Genomic DNA, 24048 nt, shown 5'->3' with positions numbered 1-24048 from the left:
GTCTGTTATCTTTAATCCACTGAAACTCGTTAAGAACGATAACGTTATAGTCCAAGTGTAGCACCCATACCCTGACAAGGGTTGTCATGATATAATTTTGTCATGGAACATAACCGATTATTCCGAATACTGCTGCTGCTGCTGGAAAAAAAGAAAACAACTGCCCCGGAGCTTGCGCGCCTGTTCGAAGTTTCAGTTCGCACCGTATACCGGGATATTGATCGCCTGAGTGCCGCAGGTATTCCCGTCTATACTACAACGGGCAAACACGGCGGCATTCATCTGATGGATCACTATGTCATGGACAAGTCGCTGCTGAGCGAGGATGAACAAAATGAAATTTTGCTGGGCTTGTACAGCGTCAGTGCCATTCCCCACCTGAACAGCGCCCGCATGCTGAGCAGGTTAACGACTCTTTTTGATCATAAACTGGACTGGATTGAATTTGAGTACTCTCCTTGGGGCAGTATCCCTGAGCAGGAGATGGAGCTGTTTAATCAGGTGAAACAGGCGATATTCGCCAGTCAACTGCTCTCGTTTCACTATATCGATTCCAATGGAGAGGCCAGTGAGGAGACTGCTCTGCCGGTCAAGCTGATCTTTAAGAACAATACATGGTACTTCAAAGGTTTGAAGCAATCCAAGCCTGCGGCATCCCATTCGCTCGACACCTTCGTCACCTACAAAATCAAACGGATTACAGGGCTGCGCTTTGTTCACGGCGGATATGAACGTACTCTCGCAGCACCCGTAAGAAATGGAAAAATGAATGAGGACATTACACAAGGAGAACATAGAGACACTCTGGGACAGCCTGAACCCATCCAGATTAAACTTCTGTTTGATCAATCCATCGCCTACCGGGTTTATGATGTGCTTGATCCTGCCATGATTCGGCAGAGAGCAGATGGAACGCTGCGGGTCTCTTTTCAAGCCGAGGAGGGTGAGCGGCTGTACTCTTTTCTAATGTCCTTTGGCTCCAAAGTAACGGTAACAGAACCTGCAGCTGTACGCGAGGAGCTGCTTTGCAGGCATCAGGAAGCTGCCGCGCATTTATTGGCAAATGATGGGCGGGAAATGCACGATGATGATAGAATATAGGATGAGTTTATACTGTACAGCATAGCCGTAAGATGCACTGGACTTCATTGATGTTGGGAGGCAAACACATGAATCAGCAGATTAGGCTCAATAACGTGGAACGTTTTAAAGGATTTGGCACACTGTATGATCAGAATAGACCCTCCGCTCCCCCTGAAGTCGTCGATATTCTGACCAATTATTTGGGCACCTCGCCGCGCTTCGTCGCAGATGTTGGCTGTGGTACAGGGCTGTCCACTTGGATCTGGCTGGACCATGCGTCGCGAGTGATCGGTGTGGAACCCAGTGATGACATGCGCTCCACTGCCACAGCCAAGTGGGAAGCCGCAGGCAAGCCGGAGCAGCTTCGCTTCGCATCAGGCATGTCCGACGATCTTGGCCTGCCGGATGACAGTGTGGATATTATCACCTGCTCCCAATCGTTTCACTGGATGGAGCCGCAATCTACCCTGCGTGAGTTCGCGAGGGTGCTGCGGCCAGGCGGCATTTTTGCTGCCTACGACTGCGACTGGCCTCCCGTGCTGGACTGGCAGCTTGAAGCTGCATACCAGCAGCTCGTGAGCACAGCGGATGAGCTCGCTTCACATCTATCGAGTGAGGCGCAGCAGGCACATAAATGGAATAAGGAAGGCCATCTGCAGCAGATTAGGGAGTCCGGTCTGTTCCGCTACAGCCGGGAGATTGTCTTTCATCATTATGAGCAGTTTACGGCGGATCGCTATGCTAATCTGGCACTTAGTCAAGGCGGACTGCAGACAGCTCTCAAGCTGGGCGCAGCAGAAGTGAACGACATGGCGGAGCATTTCAGACGTCAGGCAGAGCTTGTTTTTGCCGGAAAATCAAAAGAAGCACTTTTCTCTTACCGTATGCGAATCGGGATTGTATAAAATAAAAGGGATATGAGCTATGAAGGGTTGTGGCTGCTATGAATGATGCACAAACACTTGAACAAGACCGGCTTTTCATCAAGAGCTGGCTCGACACATACTTTGACTCTCCGCACCGGGAGATGCTGATGTCCTCCCCTGCTAAGACAGAAGAAGGGGATTATGGCGTGCCTGCGGCTATGCAGGATGGTGAAATCGACGAAGAGGGCTGGGTCCGTTGGAAAATGTTGGACTCGGAAGTTACAGAAAAACAAATTAACGACTTGGTACAAACTTTAATTCACCCTGCTGCTCATGCTATTTCTTTTTCTCTTCCGTCACTGTACACCGCTTACCTCAGCAGTCGCTGCGTGCTGAACATTTATCTTCGTTACGATGCATTTACGGTCGCTCTGCCAAATCTGGCTTCAGATGCCCCTTTGCGGGAAGTGTCTGGGCTCTGGTCCGCGTGGAAACCATTAATTGCCGCAGGTTATATTCCGTTTGCAGGTTATGAAGATGGTGCAGGACCTGTGTGCTGGGATACGAACCAACCCACCGAGGTGAATGATTACGCCGTCGTATCGTTTGATCATGAGGTCCTGGCAGTTGAAGAACAGCCTGTCCGGGAGAAACTTGAACAGTACGCCCGCCCTCTATTCCCCTCATTCCGGGAGATGCTGATAAGCGCTGCTTCGAGCAGTCGTTCCTGATATACTGGTGTTAAAAATTTTAAAAACCAGCCCTGCTTCATCGTCTTGAAGCAGGGCTGGTTTATTTGGCTGAATAATAAGTTATGAGCGTATGTAGTGCTGAAGCGCTGAGCGCTGGATAGCTCTCAAGAGCATGAAGAACACTCAAGATGAGAAGAGATTGTTCAGCTGTTCCTCTTGGACTTGAAGTGCAAGAGCTACCTTGGAAGGATCCTCTTTCGAATAAAATACGTTAATGACATAGCCCTGCTGGATCTGTGACAGCGTAGAAGGAAGAACCTCCTTTTGCGTAATTACTTCAAAGGTTTCACCGCTCGGCTTCGTGATGCTCAGTTTAAGCTGCAGCTTGATATTTCCGTTATTTCCACTTCCCAGAGGGGTGACATCCAGGATTTTAGCCATTGCCTTCTCCCCGTTACGTGCAATATCCACCATCTCGGGCGCTATGCCCTGCTGCATCATTTTTTCGTTCAACAGCTGCTGCATGTGCTCCTGCGATACCGTTCCATGCTGATCCAGCCCGACTTTGCGTTCATCTTTTTCCGATACCACAAGCGGGATGAAAGCTCCAGGCTGAAACTGGGACAAGGAGGTCAAAGGAACAATAGTTCTGAGTTCGGCGTCATACGTATCGCGGCCCTGACGAGATACCTTCAGCATCATTCGTACTTCAGGCTGTTCATTAATATAGGTGCCCGTCTGCTGTATACTCTGAATTACGCCAACCGCTGGCAATCCTGATTTGATTCTGCGCTGACCCAGACTTGTACCGAATATGGCTGAAATGACCACCAGACCAATTCCGCTAAAGATCATCGGTTTAAACCACCATGACTGCATCACCATAAATGGATCATTCCACAGCCACTGGGCCACGAACGGGGAAAACCCCGCCCCAAAAATCAGAAGCATACCAATTACTCTAAAAAAACGACTCATGTCCATCATCCTATCTATATCTATTTATCGTTGTTATCTGTAATATCTGTACTACTATTTCCTAATATTCCCTATTTACCTTCCAAAAAAACGACTCCACGGTACAAAGTGTTCCGCATGACTCCCGTCATCCCTGCCGCTTAAACAGACATCAGTCCCATGTAGATCAGTTCAGAAGGATTCGCGGGGTTCTGCCCCAAACCTACACGATCACCTGCACGCGGAATCTGCAGCTTGGATACGAGCGTTTCCATGGTGCGCTGATAAGTACGCCCTCCTGTTTCTGTCACCTCAAGCACCAGCACAACGATTGGATCAAAATTAATTAATTTCCCGGTATCCGTCACACGCAGCACAGTTCCAGTGGCCGTCAGGGGCAGTGAGCCGCTGGAAGCCAGCTGTGCCTGTTTGGCCGAGTCCAGACTCTGATTAATCGCATCCCGATGCTCCTTAGGAACCAAGCCTTTCATCATCATGCCCGTAAGCCCTTTATTCATCACGCGATCCGCTTTGGCAACAGCATCTTCCTGTTTGTTTTTACGTGAAAACCATCCCATCATATCGAACACCTCATTTGTTTTTTTTGGATATGATTTATTATAAACACAACCCGCAGCTTCTGAATACACATCTGGTCACATACAAAAAAAACGAAAATATGTGCCTGTTAAACACACACCTCCATTCATTTATTTGCTCTTTTCCCTGCTTTCCACAAAAAAAAGGTCTTTTTCCCCCGCTCACCGAGCATCTAGTCATATCTTTTTGCAAAACTCACCCCGAAAATGGCAGTTCAAGCCTTTCAAACACCCGCTTTTAGACGAATATATTGGATGTCTCACTTGTTCCTTCCACTTCTAAAATTACATTACACTACATTATATTAAACCACATCACCTATCCTCAAGTTACTTTACTTTGGATTTACTTTACCTAACCTCGCTATCCTCACGTCACAGCGCCTCGGAGCAGCGCTGCCCTGCTTCATGACACGGGTGGTACGCGTTGAAGCGTTCCTTCCGGTTTTTATTGAATCGGTTTGTCACGGTTTCCCGAATCACTTCAGGAAGATTTCCGCAGCAAATACACCAGTTTGCGATAATATGCTGCCGCTTCCTTATACTTTCGCTGATCCTCGCTCACTACAGCCATTCCTTCATATAAAGCTTCCAGGCGCATCGACTGCTGGACCGATTCAAAGTAAGGAAGACAGGCCTGAGCATGGTTTAAGAATGCCTCCTGTTCACCATGTGCCAGCGCCAGTTGGCTTTGATAGAAAATGGCGTTCATCTTCTGATCCTCGGTTACAGCACAGTTTAACAGCTGATCTACGCTCTGCGCCAGCATGCCCCAGCTTTTGCGGGCGGATGCAACCTCACAGCGATACACCAGCAGCAGCGGCTTCATTGCCTGCCGTGTCTCCTCTGTTTCTGCATGCAGCAGGGTGTCGAAACGCTCAATCTCCGCCTGTGCCAGATCCAGATCACCTGACATCGTTAACATCACAATGCGGTTGTTTGCAATCGCGGTTACCAGATCTCCGGGATTCCCTGCATACACTAAACTCGCTTCGGCCATCGATAATGCCGACAAAGCTTCCTGTACCAGTCCCATTGTAAAGCAATAACCGCTGTAAGCCACATACAGACCGGACAGGCGATGAAACAGCCGCTGATCATACACATGCTTCATCGTCTGTTCGAACGTACGCTTCGCTTCTTCATACTGCCGGGTCTGAATATATGCCTCCATCTGGATATTCTGTATAGACAGCCATAGTTCACTGCCGGGTTCCGTCAGGCCGCCCAGTCTGGTTGCATGCGTAAGCACATCGACAAAAGCCATTTTGGAGCGATAATACTGAATTTTGTAGAAAAGAAGTGCCTTGGCCAGCGGCCGAGGCAGCTGCACGTCATCCGGACGGCCGTATTTCTCCAGATAAAAATTCAAATAGGATGTATGTATATATTCATGCGCAGCCGCATCATTCAGCTGCTGATAATATACCGCCTTCATAAGAGCGGTTGTCAGCTCTACGGTAAGCGAATCGTCCCGATCCTGGAGTGCATGTACCGTCTCCTCGGGGATCGCCGAGGCTGGCACCGCCATCTGTGCAAATACCGCTTCTGCCCGGGCCAATGTCTGCTCATCCTGCACAGCCGTCTGCAGCAGATAGGAAGCACCTACGCCCAGGCGTTTGGCAATGCTCTCAGCCAAATCCTCCGGCAGCGGGTAACGCTCAGCCAGAATATTCGCAAAATGTGCCTGCGTAACCAGACCTTCCACAAGGTCTTTACGCGAAATTTGTTTTCTTTTGCTTAGAAACTCGATCCGTTCTTTCAACATAACCGATTTATCCTTTCATCGTAAGAAGTCCATCCGCTGCAATCAAGTCTATCATCTTTCATGCTTATCATCCCAAAATGGGAGCAAAATTTCCAGCTTCTCAGTAAAATTGACCAAAACGGTTTCCGTTTCGAACGTAATTGTTTTACAATAGGGAGGATGCTTAAGGGCTTTACAATCAGTACACACGGCACAGTACTGCGGTGTAGTACAATGAATTAATTACATTTTGCAAATGAATTAAAAGATTTGAACATGAATTTAAACATGATCCGACATGAATTAAACACGAAAGGGTGTCACAATAATGATTATTAAACCAAGAACACGCGGTTTTATCTGTACAACTTCTCATCCTGTCGGCTGTGCGGCACAAGTCCGGGAACAGATTGATTATGTAAAATCAAAGCCAGCGATTCAGGGACCTCGCAACGTGCTCGTCATTGGAGCATCTACAGGTTATGGACTGGCTTCACGCATCGTGTCCGCTTTTGGAGCAGGAGCGAATACAATCGGCATTTATCGCCCTTCCAGTTCTACGGATAAACGGACAGCTTCCGCAGGATGGTATAATTCCGCGGCATTTGAGAAGGCTGCTGATGCAGCTGGCCTGAAATCATACAGCATCACGGGGGATGCTTTTGCCAATGAAACCCGGGCAAAAGCCATTGAGCTGATCCGCAGCGAACTGGGTCAGGTGGATCTGGTCGTATACAGCGTGGCTTCGGCGCGCCGTACGGATCCGAATACAGGCGAAGTTTTTAACTCGGTGCTGAAGCCGATCGGACAATCCTACACGAACAAAACGGTAAATTTCCATACAGGCGAGATTAGTTCGGTTACGCTCGAACCTGCCACGGAAGAAGAGATTCGTCAGACCGTCAACGTAATGGGCGGCGAAGACTGGGAGCTGTGGATAGATGCACTGCAGCAGGGCGGCGTACTTGCAGACGACGCAACGACTATTGCTTTCTCTTATATCGGACCTGAGCTGACGCATGCGATCTATCGCGATGGCTCCATTGGTCAGGCGAAGGCTCACCTGGAAGCATCTGCACGCAGCATGCATGAGCGTCTGAGCAAAACAGGTGGACGTGCTTACGTTACCGTAGCCAAAGCGCTTGTTACCCAGTCCAGCTCTGCCATTCCAGTCGTGCCGCTGTATATTTCCGCGCTGTACAAAGTGATGAAGGAAAAAGGACTGCATGAAGGATGTATCGAACAGCTGCAGCGGCTGTTTGCAGATCGTCTGTATGCTGGCGGTGATGTGCCGACAGACGAGCAGGGGCGCATTCGAATCGATGATTGGGAGATGAAAGCAGACGTACAGGAGGAAGTAGCGAAGATCTGGAACGAGCTGACAACAGAGAACATCTACGACCTGTCTGATCTCGAAGGCTACCGCCGCGAGTTCTTCCAACTGTTCGGTTTTGAGACCGATGGTGTCGACTATGAAGCCGATGTTGACCCTAACGTGGAAGTTCCCCACCTCGTTCAATCCTAGAATTTGATCGATCTTGTTTTGCATTCATGGAGGAGCTGCACAGCTTCTCCTTTTTTATTGTCACACGGCATTCATTCGGTAACTTCTTCTGTTCACTCTTCCAGTCTCTACTCCCGATTCTCTCTGTCCCAAGATAAAATAAAAAGAAGCACCACCATCCTGGATGATCTGCTTCTTGTGTTTGACCTTTTGCAATTTTTCCTGTTTCGTCGGCGTGAGGCGGACATGCTGGGATACTGCCCCGTAATCTCCATTGACTCTCCGGCTTTGCTCGGGACACCATTGTCCTGATCGTGCTGCTTTGCGCAGCGCTTTTTGTGTCTGTGTACGTGCCATATTGGTTTACACACTCCTTAGATTGAACTACTTCCAATATATCATGTGTATCGATACAAGTGAAGGTAAAGCCAGCCGGGAATGTGAGCTGCACTGTTTTAGAAAAGAAAAGCGATGCAGCCCGTGCTTCAAGCCCGCACATCTGACTGACATCAAGTACGCTTGCGGCGAGAATGCCACGTCTCGATCGGTTCATGATCCTGCTCTTCGATCAGGTCCATCGCTTCGTCCAGCCTTCGCGATTTGAACAAAACGATCAGGTCCATCAAGTCTTCCCGGTCCAGCAGCTTCACCCCATTGACTGCGGCCAGCGTTCGGCATGCATCCGTGTAACGGGCAGACGTCAGCACGATGGACCGCTCGGCCTCATAATAACGCATCGACGTATAAATCTCCTGCACCGCACTGAGACCAACCGGATGATTCGCCCCGTATCGTTTGGCCTGCACCACATTGCGCCTGCCCATTCGATCTACAAAAACGAGGTCAGCTCCGAAATCCCGGCTGCTCGTCGTTTTATGGACCTCGTCATAGCCCAGCCGCTTGAACAGGTTGTATAAATATAATTCGAACTCTGACCCGTCTTCCATTTTATCGATATCTTTAATCGTAATTTTGTGGGGATTCGCCTCGCTTCGTATTCGCTGTCCGCGATAAACGATTCGGCGTATAATCCAGGTTAGCAGCAATAACAGGACGATTCCCGCGACTGCCCATAAGATTAGATTCTCACTCCAATTCATGTCTGTTCTCCTTGTCTAGATTACTCCTCATCCTCGTGTCACAGCACTTAATATATCAAACTTCGGTGAACATCTAAAGAAGATGAATTCCTTGTAACTGTTTCATTTCCTGTAACATTGCATCATCACACGCAAAGTGCAAAAAGGTTACAGCGTGTTCGGTTGAATTACACTAGAATTTAATGGTAGAATTCTACAATCGGTTGCATTTTTGACCGAAAACGAAAGGTGGTTTATGACTTGCATATTTTTAACACTCACAAACATAAGTCAACAAAATGGGCAGTTCTTTTGCTCAGCGGCATGCTTCTTCTCAACATGAATTCAACAGGATACGCAGCAGCGGCGGCAGAGTCCTTCCCTAAACCGGCATGGACTTCTACTTCCCTCATGTTAACCGAAGCCAACACGGAAAAAGATGTCTTGATCAAGGAAATCTACGCTGTACCTTCCAAAAACCTGGTGTATGTGCACGCTTCGCAGCCTGTCATCAAAACCAGCAGCAAAACAACTCTGGACTGGCAGCTCGATTCCCTCCAAGCACTGGATGCCAAGACAGGACAGCTGAAGTGGAGTACAATTTTCCATGAAAAAAGTGGACCTTATACGACATACTCCAATTCTTTATACACGAGTAACGGAACAGCCTATGTATACATGGAATATTCGGATAAAAGCAAAAAAATATATTCTTTTAACACTTCCGGTAAAACCAACTGGGTGAAAACCGTGAACTCATCTGCATCCATTTCGCTGATGGATAATGATAATCTGCTGGTCGCTGCCAGTCAGGGTGTACAGGCTAACGGTTCCGTGCGTTCAACGCTCTCCCTGTATGACAAGAAGGGTAAACTGTTAACTGAAAAAGCGATTACAGGGACTGTGCTTCAAGCAGGTCATGGCCGGATCGTGGTGGATGCGAGCAAACAGGTAAAATCAGGCAGCTTCTGGCAGCCGGTAGCGAATCCCAAGATCGAAATCTATGATTCCTCGTTAACTCGTCTGTCCTTCTATCAATTCCCGGCAGATGCCAATACGCAAGGCGATGGTGGCGGTGAGTCTCTGGCGATTCTGGACGACGGCTCTGTTCTGATGCGCGCCAACTTTGAGTCTACAGGTAATCGTCTGATGGGATTTGGTCCGGATGGCAAACTCGCGTGGGGACGTGCAATCGCGGGTGATGCTTTCATTCAGACGGCTGGCAGCGGATATACCGTTCTAACTGGTCCGAAGCTGGAACTGTATACGATGAAAGGCAAAGTAACCGAGCGTTTATTCCAGGATGCCAAGCCTGTACTCATGCATGTTGACCGAACGCAGGACGGGCAGTATCAGCTTGACTTTGCCAAAACCGGATATATTCTTGATCCCCAGACTCTGGAAGATGTCCATGTGTATACCGTCAGCACTGCCGTTCCTTCATTAGATCGTGTATCGGCCTATACCAACGATGTCTTCTATTCCATGAAGGATGAAGCGCTGTCCAAATTTGTACTTAAGTCGTCAGCCAAGTAATATCCCCTTTATCCTGATACGCTTTTAACTCAAGTAAAAAGAAGCCGGAAAGCCCTGACAGGCTTTTCCGGCTTCACTTATTTCCAGTTCTCGTTAATGAATTCGTCTCTTCCGGACATCGCCCGATCTTCTTTGTAATGCTTCTCGTTTCTTTTGTGATAATCTTGGTGATAGTCTTCAGCAGGGTAAAAGGTTACAGCATCCCGAATTTCGGTCACAATGGGCTGACTGAAACGGCCGCTGGCCGCCAGTTCCTGCCTGGATTGCTCCGCAAGCTGGCGCTGGCGTTCATTGTATACAAAGATGGCGGTACGATACTGCGAACCCCGATCCTGAAACTGTCCTCCGTCATCGGTTGGATCAATCTGAGGCCAGTACAGCTCAAGTAAACGTTCGTAAGGAAATACATCCGGATCAAAGGTAATCTCCACCACTTCCACATGCCCTGTTTCCCCTGTCTTTACCTGCTCATATGTCGGATTCTCGACATGACCGCCTGTATAACCTGATACGATACTGTGGATTCCCGGCTGCTCCTCAAAAGGGGTGACCATACACCAGAAACATCCGCCGGCAAACACTGCCTTCTCCATTTCCTCATCTCCTCTGGTTCCAAACACTATATTGAAAGCATAAGCTTAGATACGCAATCATTCTTATATTGTAAAACAACAAGAGGTTGATGAAAAGCCACCGAAATGGCTCTTCATCAACCTCTTCATTCAGCTTCACTTGGAAGCAGTTATAAACCAATGTTATGGGACAGCTCGGAGCTGTACACCAGCTTGTCAATTAGGACATTTGATATGCTGCAGTTTACCCGCGGCTTCGTCCCATTGAACGGAAAATCAAGCTAACGATGGCGACAAGCACAATCGCACCAATCAATGCCGGTACAATGTGGAACCCGCCCATTTCTGGACCCATGTCTCCAAGAATTACTCCGCCTAACCATCCACCGATAAATCCGGCAACGATGTTACCGATAACGCCGCCTGGGATGTCACGACCAACAATCAGACCTGCCAGCCAACCAATGATACCACCGATAATTAATGACCATAACCAACCCATATCATTCACCTCTAATTTTAAGTTTTTGTTGCGTCTGACATACTATTAACCGCTCCGGAGGCATTTAAACAATTGGCATAAAAAATGCAGTAAATAACCTATTGTCAACATGCATCCTTCTCTGCTAAACAGGCATTCCGTGAGGCTTGGCAACAGGCCGTGTCAGTTTCCTGCTTTTCATCAGCACATGGCTGCGATTGGACCTCCCGAATGTCATTGTATGTTAGCAGAGACAAGGTTAGTATACCCAGTTAAGGTGAATTTATATTTTATAATCAGATCAATAAAATCCGGCCCGGCCTTTACCCGGCTGTGCAAGCCAATTATGCTTATGGCTCTTGTCCAGCTCTCCCCGCATGGACTGAATAACCTGAACGATATCCGTCCGACCATTTTGATGCCATTCCAGCGCAGCGCTGACATATAATTCGCCCAATTGTGCAAGCGAGAACGTATCTGTAAGACGAGCCGCCTCCAGGGTTCCTTCTTCACCCGCAAACACACTGAATCCACGCTGCCGCAAATACTGCAGCCGCAAAGCTTCGTCAGGCAGCGGAATTTCGTAAGCACGGTCGAATCGTCCCGCACGATTCATGAGGCCGGGATCAATTTTTTCCGGATAATTTGTCGTACCGATCAGGAAGATTCCTTCTTTGGACGTCGCGCCATCCAGCGTATTTAGAAAAAAGGAACGGACTTCATCCGGCATCGAGTCGATATCCTCAATGATCAGCACCATCGGTGCCAGTCGTTTTGCGGCATCAAATACTTCACGCACCGATTCACTGTTCGTGTATTCCGTAATCTGCCAATAAGCGGCCGGCCCGGGAATACTTCCTGCGATGGATTTCACAAGTGTTGTTTTTCCGTTTCCCGGATGGCCATAGAGCAAAATGCCGCGTTTGTAAGGGATATCGTAATCCCGGTAAAAGGAGCGGTCTGCTTCGAAGAACTGGTCCAGTGAGCGGAAAATATCCTGCTTAATCTGTGCAGAGAGAACCACATCTTCTCTGCTTACCGAACGGGTGATCGACTCCACATGCCGATCACTGCCATTGCGGGCATCCGTGTACACCGTTACTTTTTTCATATTTTGCTGACGCTCCCGTTCCCGGACACTTCCCAGAAATTGCTTCATCTCTTCGTCCCCTACAGCAAATACAAAATCTTCACTGTAGATTCCGTTCTCGCGGAAAAAGGGTACCCGCACGAGGGCAACGCCCCATTTGGGATACGCAAATACGTTATTACGAATGGAGTAATGTACGCCATATGTAGGCACATCTCCGTCATCTTCGTAATGCAGTGTCTGAAGCTCAAGATCCTCGAAGATACGGGCTACAAGCTCGACATCAGCACTGCCATTCTGCAAATCCTCTCGCAGCAGTTCCCAATATTCATTGTTCGGATCAGAGCTTGAATACAGCTTGTATTCTACGCCGTAACGCTTCAAAAGAGCCTCGCCAATGCCGCGAATCAGTCTGGAATATACGGCATACCCTTCCACCCGAATACGAGTATCATGCTGCTCATCATAGGTGTAGATCGCTTCTGCTCTAGTCATTTCTTTATCCTTTTCGTTCATTATTTCGCTCCCTTTACCGCAGCAAGCGGTTTGCATTTGGCTACCACCTGAGCCAGTCCCGCGCCGGTAACACTATCTATAATTTCATCGACATTTTTATAAGCCTGGGGTGATTCATCAATAATAGACTCCAAAGACCGCTGGTTGACTACAATCTCGTCTTCTGTTCCGACGCCCAGCGCTGCCGCAAAATCGTCTACGGTCACCAGGCGTTTGGTCGCTGTACGCGACCGAATCCGGCCCGCACCATGACATATTGAATAATAATTGTCTGCTCCTTCAGGCTGACCGACCATGATATATGAAGCCGTGCCCATAGACCCCGGAATCAGTGCCGGATGGCCCGTAGCTATATAAGGTTTTGGATTATCCGGATGACCTGCAGGCAGAGCACGGGTTGCCCCTTTACGGTGTACAAAAACAGAACCTCGCGCTGCATGGGATTCCTCCCAAGCATAATTATGCATCAGGTCGTATAGTGTACGGAATTCACATTTCGGTCCGAACACGTCCTGGAAGGCCTCCCGCATGGCATAGGCGATAAGATGACGATTTACTACAGCATAATTCAACGCAGAGTACATCATATTCACGTAGTGACGGCCTTCCGCATGCTCCAGCGGGGCAAATACCAATCTGGGATCGGAAGTTCCGAGTCCCAGCCGCTGCATTACTTTGGCAATCGCAGACGAGCTGGTCTGGCTTACATACCCGCCCCATGCCCGTGAACCGGAGTGAATCATGACCACAATCTGTCCATCGTAAAGTCCCCATGCTTCGGCTGTTTCACGATTTTCCTCAGCGATCTCAATAGCCTGAATCTCGGCAAAGTGATTCCCTCCGCCCAGTGTGCCTAGCTGACGATGAGACCGGTGCCAGGTCATATCCGGGACAAGGTTTAATACATTTTCATCATATGTGAACTTACTGCTCTCCACATGTGTAAGCGAAGTAGATTTCTTCGGAGTGTAACTGTCTGGAATGTATTTTTTCGGCAGTCCGTGCAGTCCTTTTCGTACAATGTGCTCCAGTCTTATATCCGAGAAATGTCCCCGCTGGCTGGCCTCCATTGGCAGCACCTTTTCAATCGCTTTAACTAATTTACGGCGCAGCTTTACCTCTTTCAGGTCATCCTTATGCAGATTGGTCAGATGTACTCTCATGCCGCAGCCGATATCACTGCCCACGATCGAGGGCGACACATATCCGCTCTGCGCCTCCCAGACCGCCGTCGTTCCAATACATGTGCCTACACCGACATGCACGTCTGGGGTATAGCCCATATACGAAATGCCCGGTATTTGCAAATTATTGTTAGCCATCTCAAAAACTTTGTAATCCAGTGAAGAGAACAGCTGCTGTGCTGCATAAACGGTAAGTTCCCCTGCTGGTAATTTGACTTGATGACGGTACCCCTCTGTCAACTCGTTTACATTTTCAAAACCATTCATCTTGTTATTCATATCTAAGTTTAATTCCTTCCTGTGCGTTCAGCAAATTTCATTTTAATGGGATATATTGTTGATTTAAAGATGTCTGAACGGAGACTCCGATGACAGAATAAGCGTCCAATCAATGGTATCACTACGTTTTTTTATTCCTTTTTGTTAAAGGAAATACCGGTGATAAGCCTATGTTTGCGAAGCAGCTTTCTTTCAAAATTCCTTTTGGCGGCCCATTTGATTTCTTCGTTTGTTCTGTCCTCTCCGTTCGTTTCGGTGTAAAACAATATAAAAAAAGCCACGGACATATCGTCCATGGCTTATACTGCATGACAATAATGGATAACAGGACAAATCAAGTTTGTACCTGTCATCCATCGCTTGATATAGCGAAGAACACATACTGTCTAAAGACGTAATAGTCTATGCCTTAAACAATATGCCCGTTCTTTCATGTCGTCCGTATGAGGCCAAAAAGACGATGAGCCGGATATGCAGTTGTGCTGCTGTGCTTTGGATTCAAATCATAACCTAACGTCATGTCTTTCGGCCTCCCTTCATCATTGATATGTATATATTAAAGGCTCATCTTTTCAAATGTCAACCCTTTTCTTGGAAATTCAATACCACTATACTTTCCAAGAAGTTAAAAAAAGAGGAGGCCGCCCTTGGGCAGCCTCCTCTTTTTCCAGTTCTGATCCAACAGTCATCGCTGTACCTTTAAGCAGTTCATACAGCGCCAAAGAACTTCGTTGTCTTTACAAATCTGCCTGTTTCTCTAGTTCCTTCACAGGGTTTTCGTCTTCCTTGGCAGGTACTTTGGAGGATAGAAACCATCCACATACAGCAATCGTGATTAATATGATATAGAAACCGATTTTCCATATTTTATTTTCAGGGAAATGCTCATCCAGAACACCCAGGGAAGGGTGTGCCAGTGTAATGACTGACAGCTTCACTCCTACCCAACCTACAATCACAAAAGCAGCAACTTCAAGGCCGGGGCGGGAATGAAGCAGCTTCACGAAAAATGAAGCTGCAAAACGCATGATGACAAGTCCGATGAAACCGCCAAGGAAAATGACGATAAACTGTCCGCCATCCAATCCGCCAATCGGCGGCAGGCCGCTCGGTGGCAAAGCAACCGCCAAAGCTACGGCTGCCAAAATGGAGTCTACTGCAAAAGCAATATCCGCTACTTCTACCTTGAACACCGTCATCCAGAAACCGGATTGTTTCTTCGCTTTTTTAGGTGCATCGTCGACTGCTTCGTCTGTTTTATTCCGGCCACTCATGATCTTTTTGACGATATGATTTATCGAAATGTACAGGAGATACAGTGCCCCGATTGCTTGAACCTGCCACACATCCACCAGGAATGAAATCAGGAACAATGATCCCAGACGGAAAATAAATGCACCCATCAGACCATAAAATAAGGCCTTTTTACGCTTCTCCTCAGGCAGATGTTTAACCATAATCGCGAGTACCAAGGCATTATCTGCTGCCAGTAATCCTTCAAGAACCACCAGGACCACGAGTACCCACCCGTATTCTAATAATAGTGCTGGTTCCAACATTGACTCCTCCTTATTAAACTTATGATGTACAAAAAAAAGGACCTTTACCATCACTGGTAAGGTCCTTTTATAACCACAAAAAGAAACCTTTACCGAGCATCAATAGACTTGGTAAAGGTCTCGCTAACAACAATCGCTGCCAATAAAGCCGGGGATGTGATCCCGAATTGACGACTTTACTGTAAAAGCTACTCCCCTTTAACAGGAATATGTAGTTTTAGTTGAAACGGATTAATAACTTGTAAACATCATATTTCATAACACAAAATAAAGTCAAGCTTTATTTCCGGCGTCACGATACAATTTTCGAAAAACAAAAAAATCATAAATCATATTTCCCAGCGGTACAAAAGAAATGAAAAACAGCGCGATGGGACGGCGCAAACGCCACTTCTGGACCGTATATAAAGATACCATAAACAAGAGGTACATCAGGAACAGAAAACCATACAAGTTACCGAACCAAGTGACCGCTTGAGGCATAATTCCCGCATCCCGGAGGGGAAACGCAGCGAACACCAGCAATACATATGAAACTCCCTGTAACCATAACATCAGCCGGAAACGCCCCAGCATTGAACGTAACATCCTCTTTCCTCCTGCTTCTATGCAATAACGTAAGTTGTGTCCTTCACAGTATATCACAAAAGCCGTCTTCATCCGCACTCAGTACGGCAGTAGAATATTCCACTTTCATGCATTAACTTGATTCATATGTCTCACAGGAGCCAAACGCATTACTCATACATACAATGAATGACAAGAGGTATTACCGATGTCGGACAAGAAGGAGCGGATTCATGGATATTGTTATGGTTGCACCGGAGAAATTGCCTCTGCCGGGCAATGGTTCAGTGGAAATCTGTATATTGGGGATCGCACGCGAGCTTGCCCTCCGCCATCAGGTAACCATTATTTGCCGTAGTGTCAAAGGACTCCCGGCGCTTGAACAGATCGATGATATAACGATTCGGCGAATCCCTGCTTCTAACGCTGCGGGGTATACCCGTTCAGCCATTCGTTTGCTCCGTGCACTTGATTGTGATGTCATTCAAGTAGACAACAGACCTTACAGCATGGCGGCGATCAAACAGGCCTTTCCCCAAACCCCTGTTATCCTATATCTCCACTCACTCACCTTCGCACAACCTGGACCGGGAAAAATGAATTCACTAAAAAAAGCCGACTGTATTGCAGTGAACAGCCAATCGTTAAAACGCAGACTCAGCCGCCGTTTCCCTGCTGTAAAGAAACGATTGAACGTGATCCCACTTGGCACAGACCTTGATCGATTCCGGCCAGCGGCCAGCAGCGGAGAGCGTCAGCACCTGCGTGAGAAATTCGGTATTACCGAACATTTCGCTGTCCTGTATGTCGGGCGAGTGATCCCTGGCAAAGGGGTAGATATTCTTATACGCGCAGCTGCTTCAGCGCAGAAGCAAATCCCTTTACAACTGGTTATTGCGGGCAAAGGACCTCCGAAATATGTACGTTCCCTTCGTAACCTTGCGCAGAAACATGACGTGCATGCTGTCTTTCTGGGTCAGATGAATCATGAGCAGATCGACCAGCTCTATCGAAGCGTTGACTGCCTGGTATGCCCTTCGCAAAATCACGAGGCCTTTGGCCTGGTCAATGTGGAGGCTATGGCTTCCGGAATACCTGTCATCGCTTCGGATAATGGCGGTATACGTGAAATTATTCATTCAGGAATAAACGGATACCTGATCTCTGGTTACAAAAAGCCGCAGCAGTTTGCTTCCTTTTTACGCCATTTGGCTGTCAGTCCCGATCTTGTGCAGTCCATGGGGAAAAGCGGCCGTGAAACAGCATTTTCAAACTTCGGTTGGGCAAGGACTGCCTTACACTTGGAAGCTGTGTACACAAGGCTCATTCGCTCATGAGCCTTATTTCCTGTTCAAGTTTTCTAACGATACTGCCAATCTGCAATGATCGAGTCCTTCTGAGATATCGGTACACGTGTAATTTCAATTAATTCAATAATGACCATTTCCTTCATCATAAATCTCACTTTTGCACAGGTCTGTTGGTAGAAAGCATCATAGAATCCAGATCCAGTCCAGCAGCCGTGAGGTACCTCTGCAGCGTGATTTATGATATAACCTACCTCACCAATCGGTGGGATAACGACTTTAATGGCTTGGTGATCCAGGCGATTGTCCGGGTCCTTTACAAGATAAATCGTATCCCCCACATGCAGAGCCTGTGCTCCTTGATAATTATCCATGCCCATCATGGCGGCAAAAATTTTGATACTCATATACATGCTCCTTTTTATAACTATATTCCTTGGTCTACAGCTGCAGGGCCTCTTCATCTCCATAGTGGTCCAGCCATGCCAAAAGTTGTTTACGAATTTCTTTCCTATACTCACGAGGTTCAAGCACCTCGGCTTCCGGGCCAAACTGATATAACCATTGTAAAAATTCACGACTGCTGTTCAGCGTTACTTCGAATAACAATCCGCCATCCACAAGATCTGTCATTCGCGGGCGAACAAACAGCTCTTCTTCTTTTATGTAGGGGGCAACCTTTTCAGAGAATCTCACCTTAAAATGTATAAGTTCGTCACCACGGTCAACGGACCAGGTGTTCTTCATATACTGGGTTATGTTGAAGTCGCCCATGTCAAATACAGCATTGGTTCTTACTACATCGAGAAAACGGCTTATACGAAACATTTGAACTTTCTGCTGCAGATGACAATACCCTATCAGATAAAAACGCTGGTCGCGCGGTATAAGATAATATGGGTCAATATGCCGAACCGTAATTTCGTTATCCGTGAGCGTATGATATTGAGCCTGTATTGTATGCCCGTCTAAAATCGCTTCGATAATGGGAATTAACAAGTTGGGGTCTTTTCCTTCTTCACGGTAAGCAGGTATCCCCATTCGAATAATGCCTGCAATATTTTCCACAATTTCACGGTTCCTTGTTTTTAGTTTGGTATGAGTCGATATTACCTTATCAAAAGCAGAATCAAATTCAGCCGGTAATTGAGATGTATCGACCAAGGCTGGAATCATGCAGAAGAGCATGGCTTCCTGTTCGGTAAAGTCCAGTGGATACATGGCAAAATCGCCAATAAAGCGATAACCCTTTCCGTATCCTTCGTTCATTATGGGGGCTACCCTGTCCAAAATTCGGAGATCACGATATATTGTGCGCACAGTTGTACCGCATTTCAGTGCCAATTCCTTGGCAGAGATTCCGGGATTAGCTTGTATAGCCTGAAGTATACGCAGCAGACGAATTAATTTCTCTGTCATGTAGTTTCTCCCCTTCGATATTTTATCGGCAAGGAAAACTAGTTCCTTTAGTTCATATATAAATCTTTAGTCCCAAGTATTTTTTTCGCAAATTCACCTTTTATTTATAGTACAATTGCACTTTTCCCCTCTTTAAATATACATTCTCTTACTTGCTTGCGTAAATTAATAACCCATAATCCGATTTTACTAAGCCTGAAAGCCTATACAAAAATCTAAAATAAATACAAAAAAGCCCTGATCTCCAAACGAGACAAGGCTTCGAAAAATTCTATTTGCTTCTCAGATCTATCCGTGTATTTCTTTCAACTTGTTCAGGACATGAATCATTCGGTCACATAACACTGGAATATCATGCATTTGTTCCTCGTTCACATGCCTGCCGAAATAAATATTGGCGGAAACGTGAAATGACATCGGCGATTCTCCAAAAATATAATGAATATGCTGCAGTATAAGCTGATCAGGCCAATTTTCCTGCATCACCTCTTGAATATCATGACAGCATGCTTCCGGTTCTTTGGTTGTGAATGCAAAACGGAGTTCAAGTTCACAGCCCGCTGGCCCTCCGGGTGTTTCTAAAATCTCTGCTGCAATAGTCTCCAATGAACTTTTCAGGATCACTTCAGCAGTAACGCCTGCTTGTTCTCTGAGACAGAATTGCAAACCAAACTCTCTGGACATGCTTGCCATCTCCAGTTGATCTCTTCGCCCGGTGATCTGAATGCACTCATCCAGATTATCCAGGTCATACAGAACATTCTCAATGGCTACTTTTAGATTATCGTATATGGTGGGATCAAACATACAGCAACCTGCTTTCTTTTTCATCTATCTTCCCGTTGTACCACAAATGGGATCTAGAATCCAACGCAAATGAAAAAGCCCAGCCCACAAGGAGTGGACTGGGCTAGGACAAGCTCTACGAGGAATCTTCCTGGATTCCAGCGTCGTCTATTCTTCTTTGGATTGCTCATCTTCCGATTCTGGTGCTGCCTCATCAGCAGAAGCGGTTGGCTCCTCTTCAACAGCCTGCGGCGGCATAACCGAAGCAACGATGGATTCCGGTGACGTAACAAGCGTTAAACCTTTATCCAATTTAATGTCGCCTGCCGTCAAGCGATCACCGATTTCCAGACCGCTGACATCCACTTCGATTGAAGTTGGCAGGTCTGCAGGCAGCCCTTCAACCTCAAGCTGCGTTTCCTGGGTCTGGAATACACCGCCTGCTTTGGAACCTGCGGCCGTACCCTGAAAATCAATCGCTACGCTGACGCTGATCGGTTTGTTTTTGGAAATTTGCAAAAAGTCAACGTGCAGCAGACGCCCGTTACGCTCCTGCTGATCCTTGATCAGTACAGGGATCGTTTTGCCACCCTCCACGTTGAGGTTAAACATCTCCGAGCGGCCTGTACGAGCCATTTTTAGCATTTCTTTTTCATCCACATGTATGGCGGCACCTTCTTGTCCCGGTCCGTATACAACGGCGGGTACTCGTCCACCTTGTCTTAACAGGCGCAAAGCCGCGCCTTTCTTTTCTGTTCTTGGTGCTGCTGTAAGTTGAGCCATTTTTCCGTTGGATTTCATGATTGAACATCCTCCTTCAAGGGATCCCTACTTTGATTTTGTTGGCAAGCTCTGCGGCTTCTCTCGTAGACCAAAAAAGGTCTTTTTTCTGAGGCCATATGTTGGGCCATATCTATATTTACCCCAATGATCCAGCTTCTAAAACATCAATCCTTATTTTTATAACCTTTTTTTACTAACATATGCTTTTTTATGCACATAAAAAAACAGCCGAATTTCGTTCCGGCTGTGCAATTCGTTCTGTTAAATTAAGTTCAATGAGCGTAAGCAAAGATTAAAAATCAAGCACTATTCCGGTCATCAGCTTCACGATCATTTTCGCGCACAATCTGCATCTCTTCTGATCCGCTTTTCACGATAATTTGCACGTCCTCATCCTCAGGTGCAATATCCACATAACGGTCTCCGCAAGTATCTTTGGCCTCCCACTCGTTAAGCCTAATGATAAAGCCGAGATGATGCAGACCCGGAGCCACGCGAAACCGGGCTTCTGCAGCACTGCCAGCACGCTCTAATCGAACGGCACCATCCTCCATACCTGTTCCCCACACCCAAACATCCCAGCCATCATAGCAGTGATCCGACCGCTCGTATCGAATCGTTACCGTTCGTGACATATGTCTGTGGACGGTGACGGCATAGGCTGCCCGTACTGATCCAGCTTCTGCGATGATTACTGAGCTGCCTGAAGTCAGCGCCCTAACCATTCCCGTGTGACTTACAGCTGCCACATCCGTGTGAGAGGAGCTCCAGCGAATATCTGCATCTGTAAGGGGCTGCCCGTATTGATCCAACACCAGCGCGCGGAAACGGCTAATTCGCGTTGTGTACAGTACGGGTTCCCCTACAATTTCGATTCGGTCAGCATACCGAACATCGACCTGAATGGTACAGGAGGTCATAATCGGACCGCAGCGCGCAGTGATGGAAGCCGCACCTCGAGCCAGGGTATGGAATGCACCATTTTCTTCCATACTTACAATATCCGGATCGGAAGAACTCCATACGACAGGTATATCTTCCAGAATATTTCCAGTACGATCTCTCACGATGGCCCGCAGGATTGAAGTCTCCTGCGGAGCGAATACCCGGCGCGGCGCACTGACTTCCAGCGCAGCAGGATCAGCTTCAACAGCACGCTCCATATCGTATAGAACCATGAGCGACCACCGTTCCACCTGAACTTCGCCTGTGACGGTTTCAATGACGTCCGTTCCAGCTTTATGATGATTCACGACAATCTTCCATTCCCCCGCCTCCAGATGTATGGACTGAGATTCGTCCGAGCCATTATAAATCACGACGATCCGGTTCCACGCATCTTCATTCGCTCCATGCTCGAGCACGTAAACAATAACGTTTCCGTCCATCCGCAGGCAGCGAAGATGACTGCGAACCTGCCCTGCCTCCATCATACGGAACGCTGGATGTGCACGCCTTAGCTGGATCAGCCCGCGATAATAGTCGAATACGGGTCTAAAGCGTTCCTTGTTCGCCCAAGAAATCATATTCACGGCATCACCACTTCGATAACTGTTATGATCTCCAACCTTGGACCTTAACATCTCATCCCCGGCATGCAGAAACGGTATACCTTGGGACGTCAGCAGGATGCCTGATGCAAGCAGCGAGCGGCGAACCATCTCATGATCCATTACATTCGTTTCATCCACATACCGATAAGGATCGGCTGCCTTGACCGCTGACTCGGCACTGCCGCCCCCCACGGGCTGTCCGTCTTTCCATACGGGAAAGCCCAGATCATGACGAAGATTGAGGGAGGTTGCAATTTTGTCCCACAGATTCAGATTATCATGAGCAGTTACATAATTGACGGTTTCCGCCGGAGAAGTGGCGAAATCATCGATCGCTCCCGCAGCACCTTTTAAGATCTCGTACTCCAGACCTCCCGCACCCGTGATAAATCCTCTGCCGCTGCCGTCGCTATCCCCTTTGATCGCACTGCGAAAGTGGTCATTAAATACAGCAAAGCCCTGCCCCTTCTGTGTTCCCTTTAGTGTTGGACGCATTAGCGGTGAATCTCCGCCCATCCATGGTTCTCCATAGATAAGAAATGCAGGATCGAACTGTTCTTTTAATTCACGGGTGAGCTCACTCATCGTATCCTGATCAATCAGTGCCATCAGATCAAACCTGAACCCGTCAATATGATATTCTGCAGCCCAGAAGCGCAGTGAATCTAAAATATATTTTCGTACCATCGGACGTTCGGTTGCGAGTTCATTGCCAACTCCCGAACCGTTGCTGCGTGTACCATCTTCATAAGATCGATAGAAATAACCAGGCACGATACGATCAAAAGGACCCTTTTCAACGCTGTACGTATGATTGTAGACGACATCGAGGACAACGCGAATACCCTGCCGATGCAGCGATTGAATCATCAATTTAAATTCACGGATGCGAACAGCCGGCTCTCGTGGATTCGTTGCATAAGATCCTTCAGGAACATTGTAATGCTGCGGGTCATAACCCCAGTTGTACGGTGCTTTGACATTGGATTCGGCATGCGCTGCAGCAAGCTCATTTACCGTCTGATAATCAGCTGTAGGAAGTAAATGTACATGAGTAATACCGAGTTCAACCAAATGATCGATCCCGATCCGATTGCCGGCGCTGTCGGTAAGTCCTGAAGCCGTAAAAGCCAGGTATTTCCCTTTGTAAGGAAGTTCTGCCTGAGGGTCAGAAGAGAAGTCACGTACATGCAGTTCATAGATTATGGCATCAACCGGGTGCAGAAAAGACGGTTTCACATCCTGGTCCCAACCCTCCGGATCGGTTGTGTCCAGATCTATGATTGCTGTTCGCTGCCCATTGGCCGTCACAGCTCTGCCATAAGGGTCCGCTGCGATTTCCACCCGCTGGTCCTGATGAACGATGCGGTACATATAATAATAACCGGCCCAGTCTCCCGAAAGGGTCAGCTGCCAGATTCCATCAGTATCACGCCTCATCTCATATGCCTGACCGTTATCATGATTCGTTACAATGCCAAGGTCGTTGTACTCGCCTTCATCTTCAAAAATCAATATATGAACCAGCTGTGCCGTAGGCGCCCATACTTTGAACGTACTCGCGGCACAGGTATACGTTAAACCAAGATCGCTGCCTTCATAACGAAAAGAAGTCCATTCGGGCATCGTTCCCACCGCCTTTATATCCTTTGAATTCGTATTGTCCCGATGTTACGAAGCGGGACGCTATTTGTCAACCCGGGGTTGTCAATACTCAACATATCGGCTAGAGCGAAGCATTTCATGAGCAATCGCTTTCATCTATATCTTATGTAAACAAGCGCTGTGGTTGACAGCGTCTGTACCTGCGGAACTAAAAAAAGCACTCCCTTGGATATTAAAGAGAGTGCTGCCATTGTGTTAGATTGCGATTGTTGATTACCTACGAG

Annotated in this window: 22 protein-coding genes; 6 read left to right on the top strand and 16 right to left on the bottom strand. The window is 47.4% G+C overall.

Features of this window, described 5'->3' with window-relative positions:
* Positions 1-102 precede the first annotated feature (102 nt).
* The 3 genes from ABXS70_RS03820 to ABXS70_RS03810 all read left to right on the top strand — a co-directional run bounded on the left by ABXS70_RS03820 (position 103) and on the right by ABXS70_RS03810 (position 2680).
* A complete protein-coding gene (locus tag ABXS70_RS03820; protein WP_342552401.1) occupies positions 103-1101 on the top strand; it encodes a YafY family protein in 999 nt (332 codons plus the stop codon).
* Positions 1102-1169: 68 nt separating this feature from the next.
* A complete protein-coding gene (locus tag ABXS70_RS03815; protein ID WP_342552402.1) occupies positions 1170-1988 on the top strand; it encodes a class I SAM-dependent methyltransferase in 819 nt (272 codons plus the stop codon).
* 38 nt (positions 1989-2026) lie between these two features.
* Positions 2027-2680, top strand: coding sequence for a hypothetical protein (locus ABXS70_RS03810; protein ID WP_366293950.1), 654 nt, complete (start codon positions 2027-2029; stop codon positions 2678-2680).
* Positions 2681-2824: 144 nt separating this feature from the next.
* Here ABXS70_RS03810 and ABXS70_RS03805 read toward each other — a convergent pair whose 3' ends face one another.
* From ABXS70_RS03805 to ABXS70_RS03795, 3 genes are all read right to left on the bottom strand, one after another.
* Positions 2825-3619, bottom strand: coding sequence for a hypothetical protein (locus ABXS70_RS03805; RefSeq protein ID WP_366293947.1), 795 nt, complete (start codon positions 3617-3619; stop codon positions 2825-2827).
* Positions 3620-3759: 140 nt separating this feature from the next.
* Positions 3760-4179: a hypothetical protein gene (locus ABXS70_RS03800; protein WP_342552405.1), complete on the bottom strand. Its 420-nt coding sequence runs from the start codon at positions 4177-4179 to the stop codon at positions 3760-3762.
* Between the two features lie 502 nt (positions 4180-4681).
* Positions 4682-5965 (bottom strand): XRE family transcriptional regulator, encoded by a 1284-nt coding sequence (locus ABXS70_RS03795; protein ID WP_366293944.1) that lies wholly within the window; start codon positions 5963-5965, stop codon positions 4682-4684.
* A 307-nt stretch (positions 5966-6272) separates the two neighbouring features.
* On the opposite strand from ABXS70_RS03795, the gene fabV reads away from it, so the two are divergent.
* Positions 6273-7469: an enoyl-ACP reductase FabV gene (gene fabV / locus ABXS70_RS03790; RefSeq protein ID WP_342552407.1), complete on the top strand. Its 1197-nt coding sequence runs from the start codon at positions 6273-6275 to the stop codon at positions 7467-7469.
* A gap of 60 nt (positions 7470-7529) precedes the next feature.
* On the opposite strand, the gene ABXS70_RS03785 is transcribed toward fabV, so the two are convergent.
* Together ABXS70_RS03785 and ABXS70_RS03780 are read right to left on the bottom strand one after the other, a co-directional pair.
* Complete coding sequence (locus tag ABXS70_RS03785; RefSeq protein ID WP_366293940.1) at positions 7530-7805, bottom strand: hypothetical protein; 276 nt, start codon at positions 7803-7805, stop codon at positions 7530-7532.
* A 152-nt stretch (positions 7806-7957) separates the two neighbouring features.
* Entirely contained in the window at positions 7958-8548 is a 591-nt protein-coding gene (locus tag ABXS70_RS03780) for a restriction endonuclease (RefSeq protein ID WP_366293937.1), read from the bottom strand.
* Between the two features lie 240 nt (positions 8549-8788).
* Here ABXS70_RS03780 and ABXS70_RS03775 point away from each other — a divergent pair, with 240 nt between their 5' ends.
* Positions 8789-10063, top strand: a complete 1275-nt coding sequence (locus ABXS70_RS03775; protein ID WP_366293934.1) for a hypothetical protein — start codon at positions 8789-8791, stop codon at positions 10061-10063.
* A gap of 77 nt (positions 10064-10140) precedes the next feature.
* Here the strand turns inward: ABXS70_RS03775 and msrA are convergent, their stop codons facing one another.
* The 6 genes from msrA to ABXS70_RS03745 all read right to left on the bottom strand — a co-directional run bounded on the left by msrA (position 10141) and on the right by ABXS70_RS03745 (position 16332).
* Positions 10141-10656, bottom strand: coding sequence for a peptide-methionine (S)-S-oxide reductase MsrA (gene msrA, locus ABXS70_RS03770; protein WP_342552411.1), 516 nt, complete (start codon positions 10654-10656; stop codon positions 10141-10143).
* A gap of 223 nt (positions 10657-10879) precedes the next feature.
* Entirely contained in the window at positions 10880-11137 is a 258-nt protein-coding gene (locus ABXS70_RS03765) for a GlsB/YeaQ/YmgE family stress response membrane protein (RefSeq protein ID WP_145406117.1), read from the bottom strand.
* Between the two features lie 280 nt (positions 11138-11417).
* Positions 11418-12701: an AAA family ATPase gene (locus ABXS70_RS03760; RefSeq protein ID WP_342556421.1), complete on the bottom strand. Its 1284-nt coding sequence runs from the start codon at positions 12699-12701 to the stop codon at positions 11418-11420.
* A gap of 20 nt (positions 12702-12721) precedes the next feature.
* Positions 12722-14173, bottom strand: coding sequence for an RtcB family protein (locus ABXS70_RS03755; RefSeq protein ID WP_342556422.1), 1452 nt, complete (start codon positions 14171-14173; stop codon positions 12722-12724).
* Positions 14174-14922: 749 nt separating this feature from the next.
* Positions 14923-15744: a TerC family protein gene (locus ABXS70_RS03750; protein WP_366293929.1), complete on the bottom strand. Its 822-nt coding sequence runs from the start codon at positions 15742-15744 to the stop codon at positions 14923-14925.
* A 273-nt stretch (positions 15745-16017) separates the two neighbouring features.
* Positions 16018-16332: a DUF3817 domain-containing protein gene (locus tag ABXS70_RS03745; RefSeq protein ID WP_366293926.1), complete on the bottom strand. Its 315-nt coding sequence runs from the start codon at positions 16330-16332 to the stop codon at positions 16018-16020.
* A gap of 212 nt (positions 16333-16544) precedes the next feature.
* Here ABXS70_RS03745 and ABXS70_RS03740 point away from each other — a divergent pair, with 212 nt between their 5' ends.
* A complete protein-coding gene (locus tag ABXS70_RS03740; protein ID WP_342552414.1) occupies positions 16545-17648 on the top strand; it encodes a glycosyltransferase family 4 protein in 1104 nt (367 codons plus the stop codon).
* Positions 17649-17671: 23 nt separating this feature from the next.
* Here ABXS70_RS03740 and ABXS70_RS03735 read toward each other — a convergent pair whose 3' ends face one another.
* The 5 genes from ABXS70_RS03735 to pulA form a co-directional block, all read right to left on the bottom strand.
* Complete coding sequence (locus ABXS70_RS03735) at positions 17672-18025, bottom strand: HIRAN domain-containing protein (protein ID WP_342552415.1); 354 nt, start codon at positions 18023-18025, stop codon at positions 17672-17674.
* 34 nt (positions 18026-18059) lie between these two features.
* Positions 18060-19037, bottom strand: a complete 978-nt coding sequence (locus tag ABXS70_RS03730; protein ID WP_342552416.1) for a transcriptional regulator — start codon at positions 19035-19037, stop codon at positions 18060-18062.
* Positions 19038-19325: 288 nt separating this feature from the next.
* On the bottom strand, positions 19326-19844 hold the full coding sequence (locus ABXS70_RS03725) for a hypothetical protein (RefSeq protein ID WP_366293921.1): 519 nt from the start codon (positions 19842-19844) through the stop codon (positions 19326-19328).
* A gap of 147 nt (positions 19845-19991) precedes the next feature.
* A complete protein-coding gene (locus ABXS70_RS03720) occupies positions 19992-20624 on the bottom strand; it encodes a 50S ribosomal protein L25 (protein ID WP_342552418.1) in 633 nt (210 codons plus the stop codon).
* Between the two features lie 281 nt (positions 20625-20905).
* Positions 20906-23785, bottom strand: a complete 2880-nt coding sequence (gene pulA, locus ABXS70_RS03715; protein WP_366293917.1) for a type I pullulanase — start codon at positions 23783-23785, stop codon at positions 20906-20908.
* Positions 23786-24048 lie beyond the last annotated feature (263 nt).

Source organism: Paenibacillus sp. AN1007, assembly GCF_040702995.1.
Taxonomy (GTDB): domain Bacteria; phylum Bacillota; class Bacilli; order Paenibacillales; family Paenibacillaceae; genus Paenibacillus.
This window is presented reverse-complemented; position numbering and strand designations above follow the sequence as displayed.

Coding starts and splice junctions, on each gene's coding strand:
- ABXS70_RS03820 (WP_342552401.1), top strand. CDS start 103: ATGGAACATAACCGATTATTCCGAATACTGCTGCTGCTGCTGGAAAAA.
- ABXS70_RS03815 (WP_342552402.1), top strand. CDS start 1,170: ATGAATCAGCAGATTAGGCTCAATAACGTGGAACGTTTTAAAGGATTT.
- ABXS70_RS03810 (WP_366293950.1), top strand. CDS start 2,027: ATGAATGATGCACAAACACTTGAACAAGACCGGCTTTTCATCAAGAGC.
- ABXS70_RS03805 (WP_366293947.1), bottom strand. CDS start 3,619: ATGAGTCGTTTTTTTAGAGTAATTGGTATGCTTCTGATTTTTGGGGCG.
- ABXS70_RS03800 (WP_342552405.1), bottom strand. CDS start 4,179: ATGATGGGATGGTTTTCACGTAAAAACAAACAGGAAGATGCTGTTGCC.
- ABXS70_RS03795 (WP_366293944.1), bottom strand. CDS start 5,965: ATGTTGAAAGAACGGATCGAGTTTCTAAGCAAAAGAAAACAAATTTCG.
- fabV (WP_342552407.1), top strand. CDS start 6,273: ATGATTATTAAACCAAGAACACGCGGTTTTATCTGTACAACTTCTCAT.
- ABXS70_RS03785 (WP_366293940.1), bottom strand. CDS start 7,805: ATGGCACGTACACAGACACAAAAAGCGCTGCGCAAAGCAGCACGATCA.
- ABXS70_RS03780 (WP_366293937.1), bottom strand. CDS start 8,548: ATGAATTGGAGTGAGAATCTAATCTTATGGGCAGTCGCGGGAATCGTC.
- msrA (WP_342552411.1), bottom strand. CDS start 10,656: ATGGAGAAGGCAGTGTTTGCCGGCGGATGTTTCTGGTGTATGGTCACC.
- ABXS70_RS03765 (WP_145406117.1), bottom strand. CDS start 11,137: ATGGGTTGGTTATGGTCATTAATTATCGGTGGTATCATTGGTTGGCTG.
- ABXS70_RS03760 (WP_342556421.1), bottom strand. CDS start 12,701: ATGACTAGAGCAGAAGCGATCTACACCTATGATGAGCAGCATGATACT.
- ABXS70_RS03755 (WP_342556422.1), bottom strand. CDS start 14,173: ATGAATGGTTTTGAAAATGTAAACGAGTTGACAGAGGGGTACCGTCAT.
- ABXS70_RS03750 (WP_366293929.1), bottom strand. CDS start 15,744: ATGTTGGAACCAGCACTATTATTAGAATACGGGTGGGTACTCGTGGTC.
- ABXS70_RS03745 (WP_366293926.1), bottom strand. CDS start 16,332: ATGTTACGTTCAATGCTGGGGCGTTTCCGGCTGATGTTATGGTTACAG.
- ABXS70_RS03740 (WP_342552414.1), top strand. CDS start 16,545: ATGGATATTGTTATGGTTGCACCGGAGAAATTGCCTCTGCCGGGCAAT.
- ABXS70_RS03735 (WP_342552415.1), bottom strand. CDS start 18,025: ATGAGTATCAAAATTTTTGCCGCCATGATGGGCATGGATAATTATCAA.
- ABXS70_RS03730 (WP_342552416.1), bottom strand. CDS start 19,037: ATGACAGAGAAATTAATTCGTCTGCTGCGTATACTTCAGGCTATACAA.
- ABXS70_RS03725 (WP_366293921.1), bottom strand. CDS start 19,844: ATGTTTGATCCCACCATATACGATAATCTAAAAGTAGCCATTGAGAAT.
- ABXS70_RS03720 (WP_342552418.1), bottom strand. CDS start 20,624: ATGAAATCCAACGGAAAAATGGCTCAACTTACAGCAGCACCAAGAACA.
- pulA (WP_366293917.1), bottom strand. CDS start 23,785: ATGCCCGAATGGACTTCTTTTCGTTATGAAGGCAGCGATCTTGGTTTA.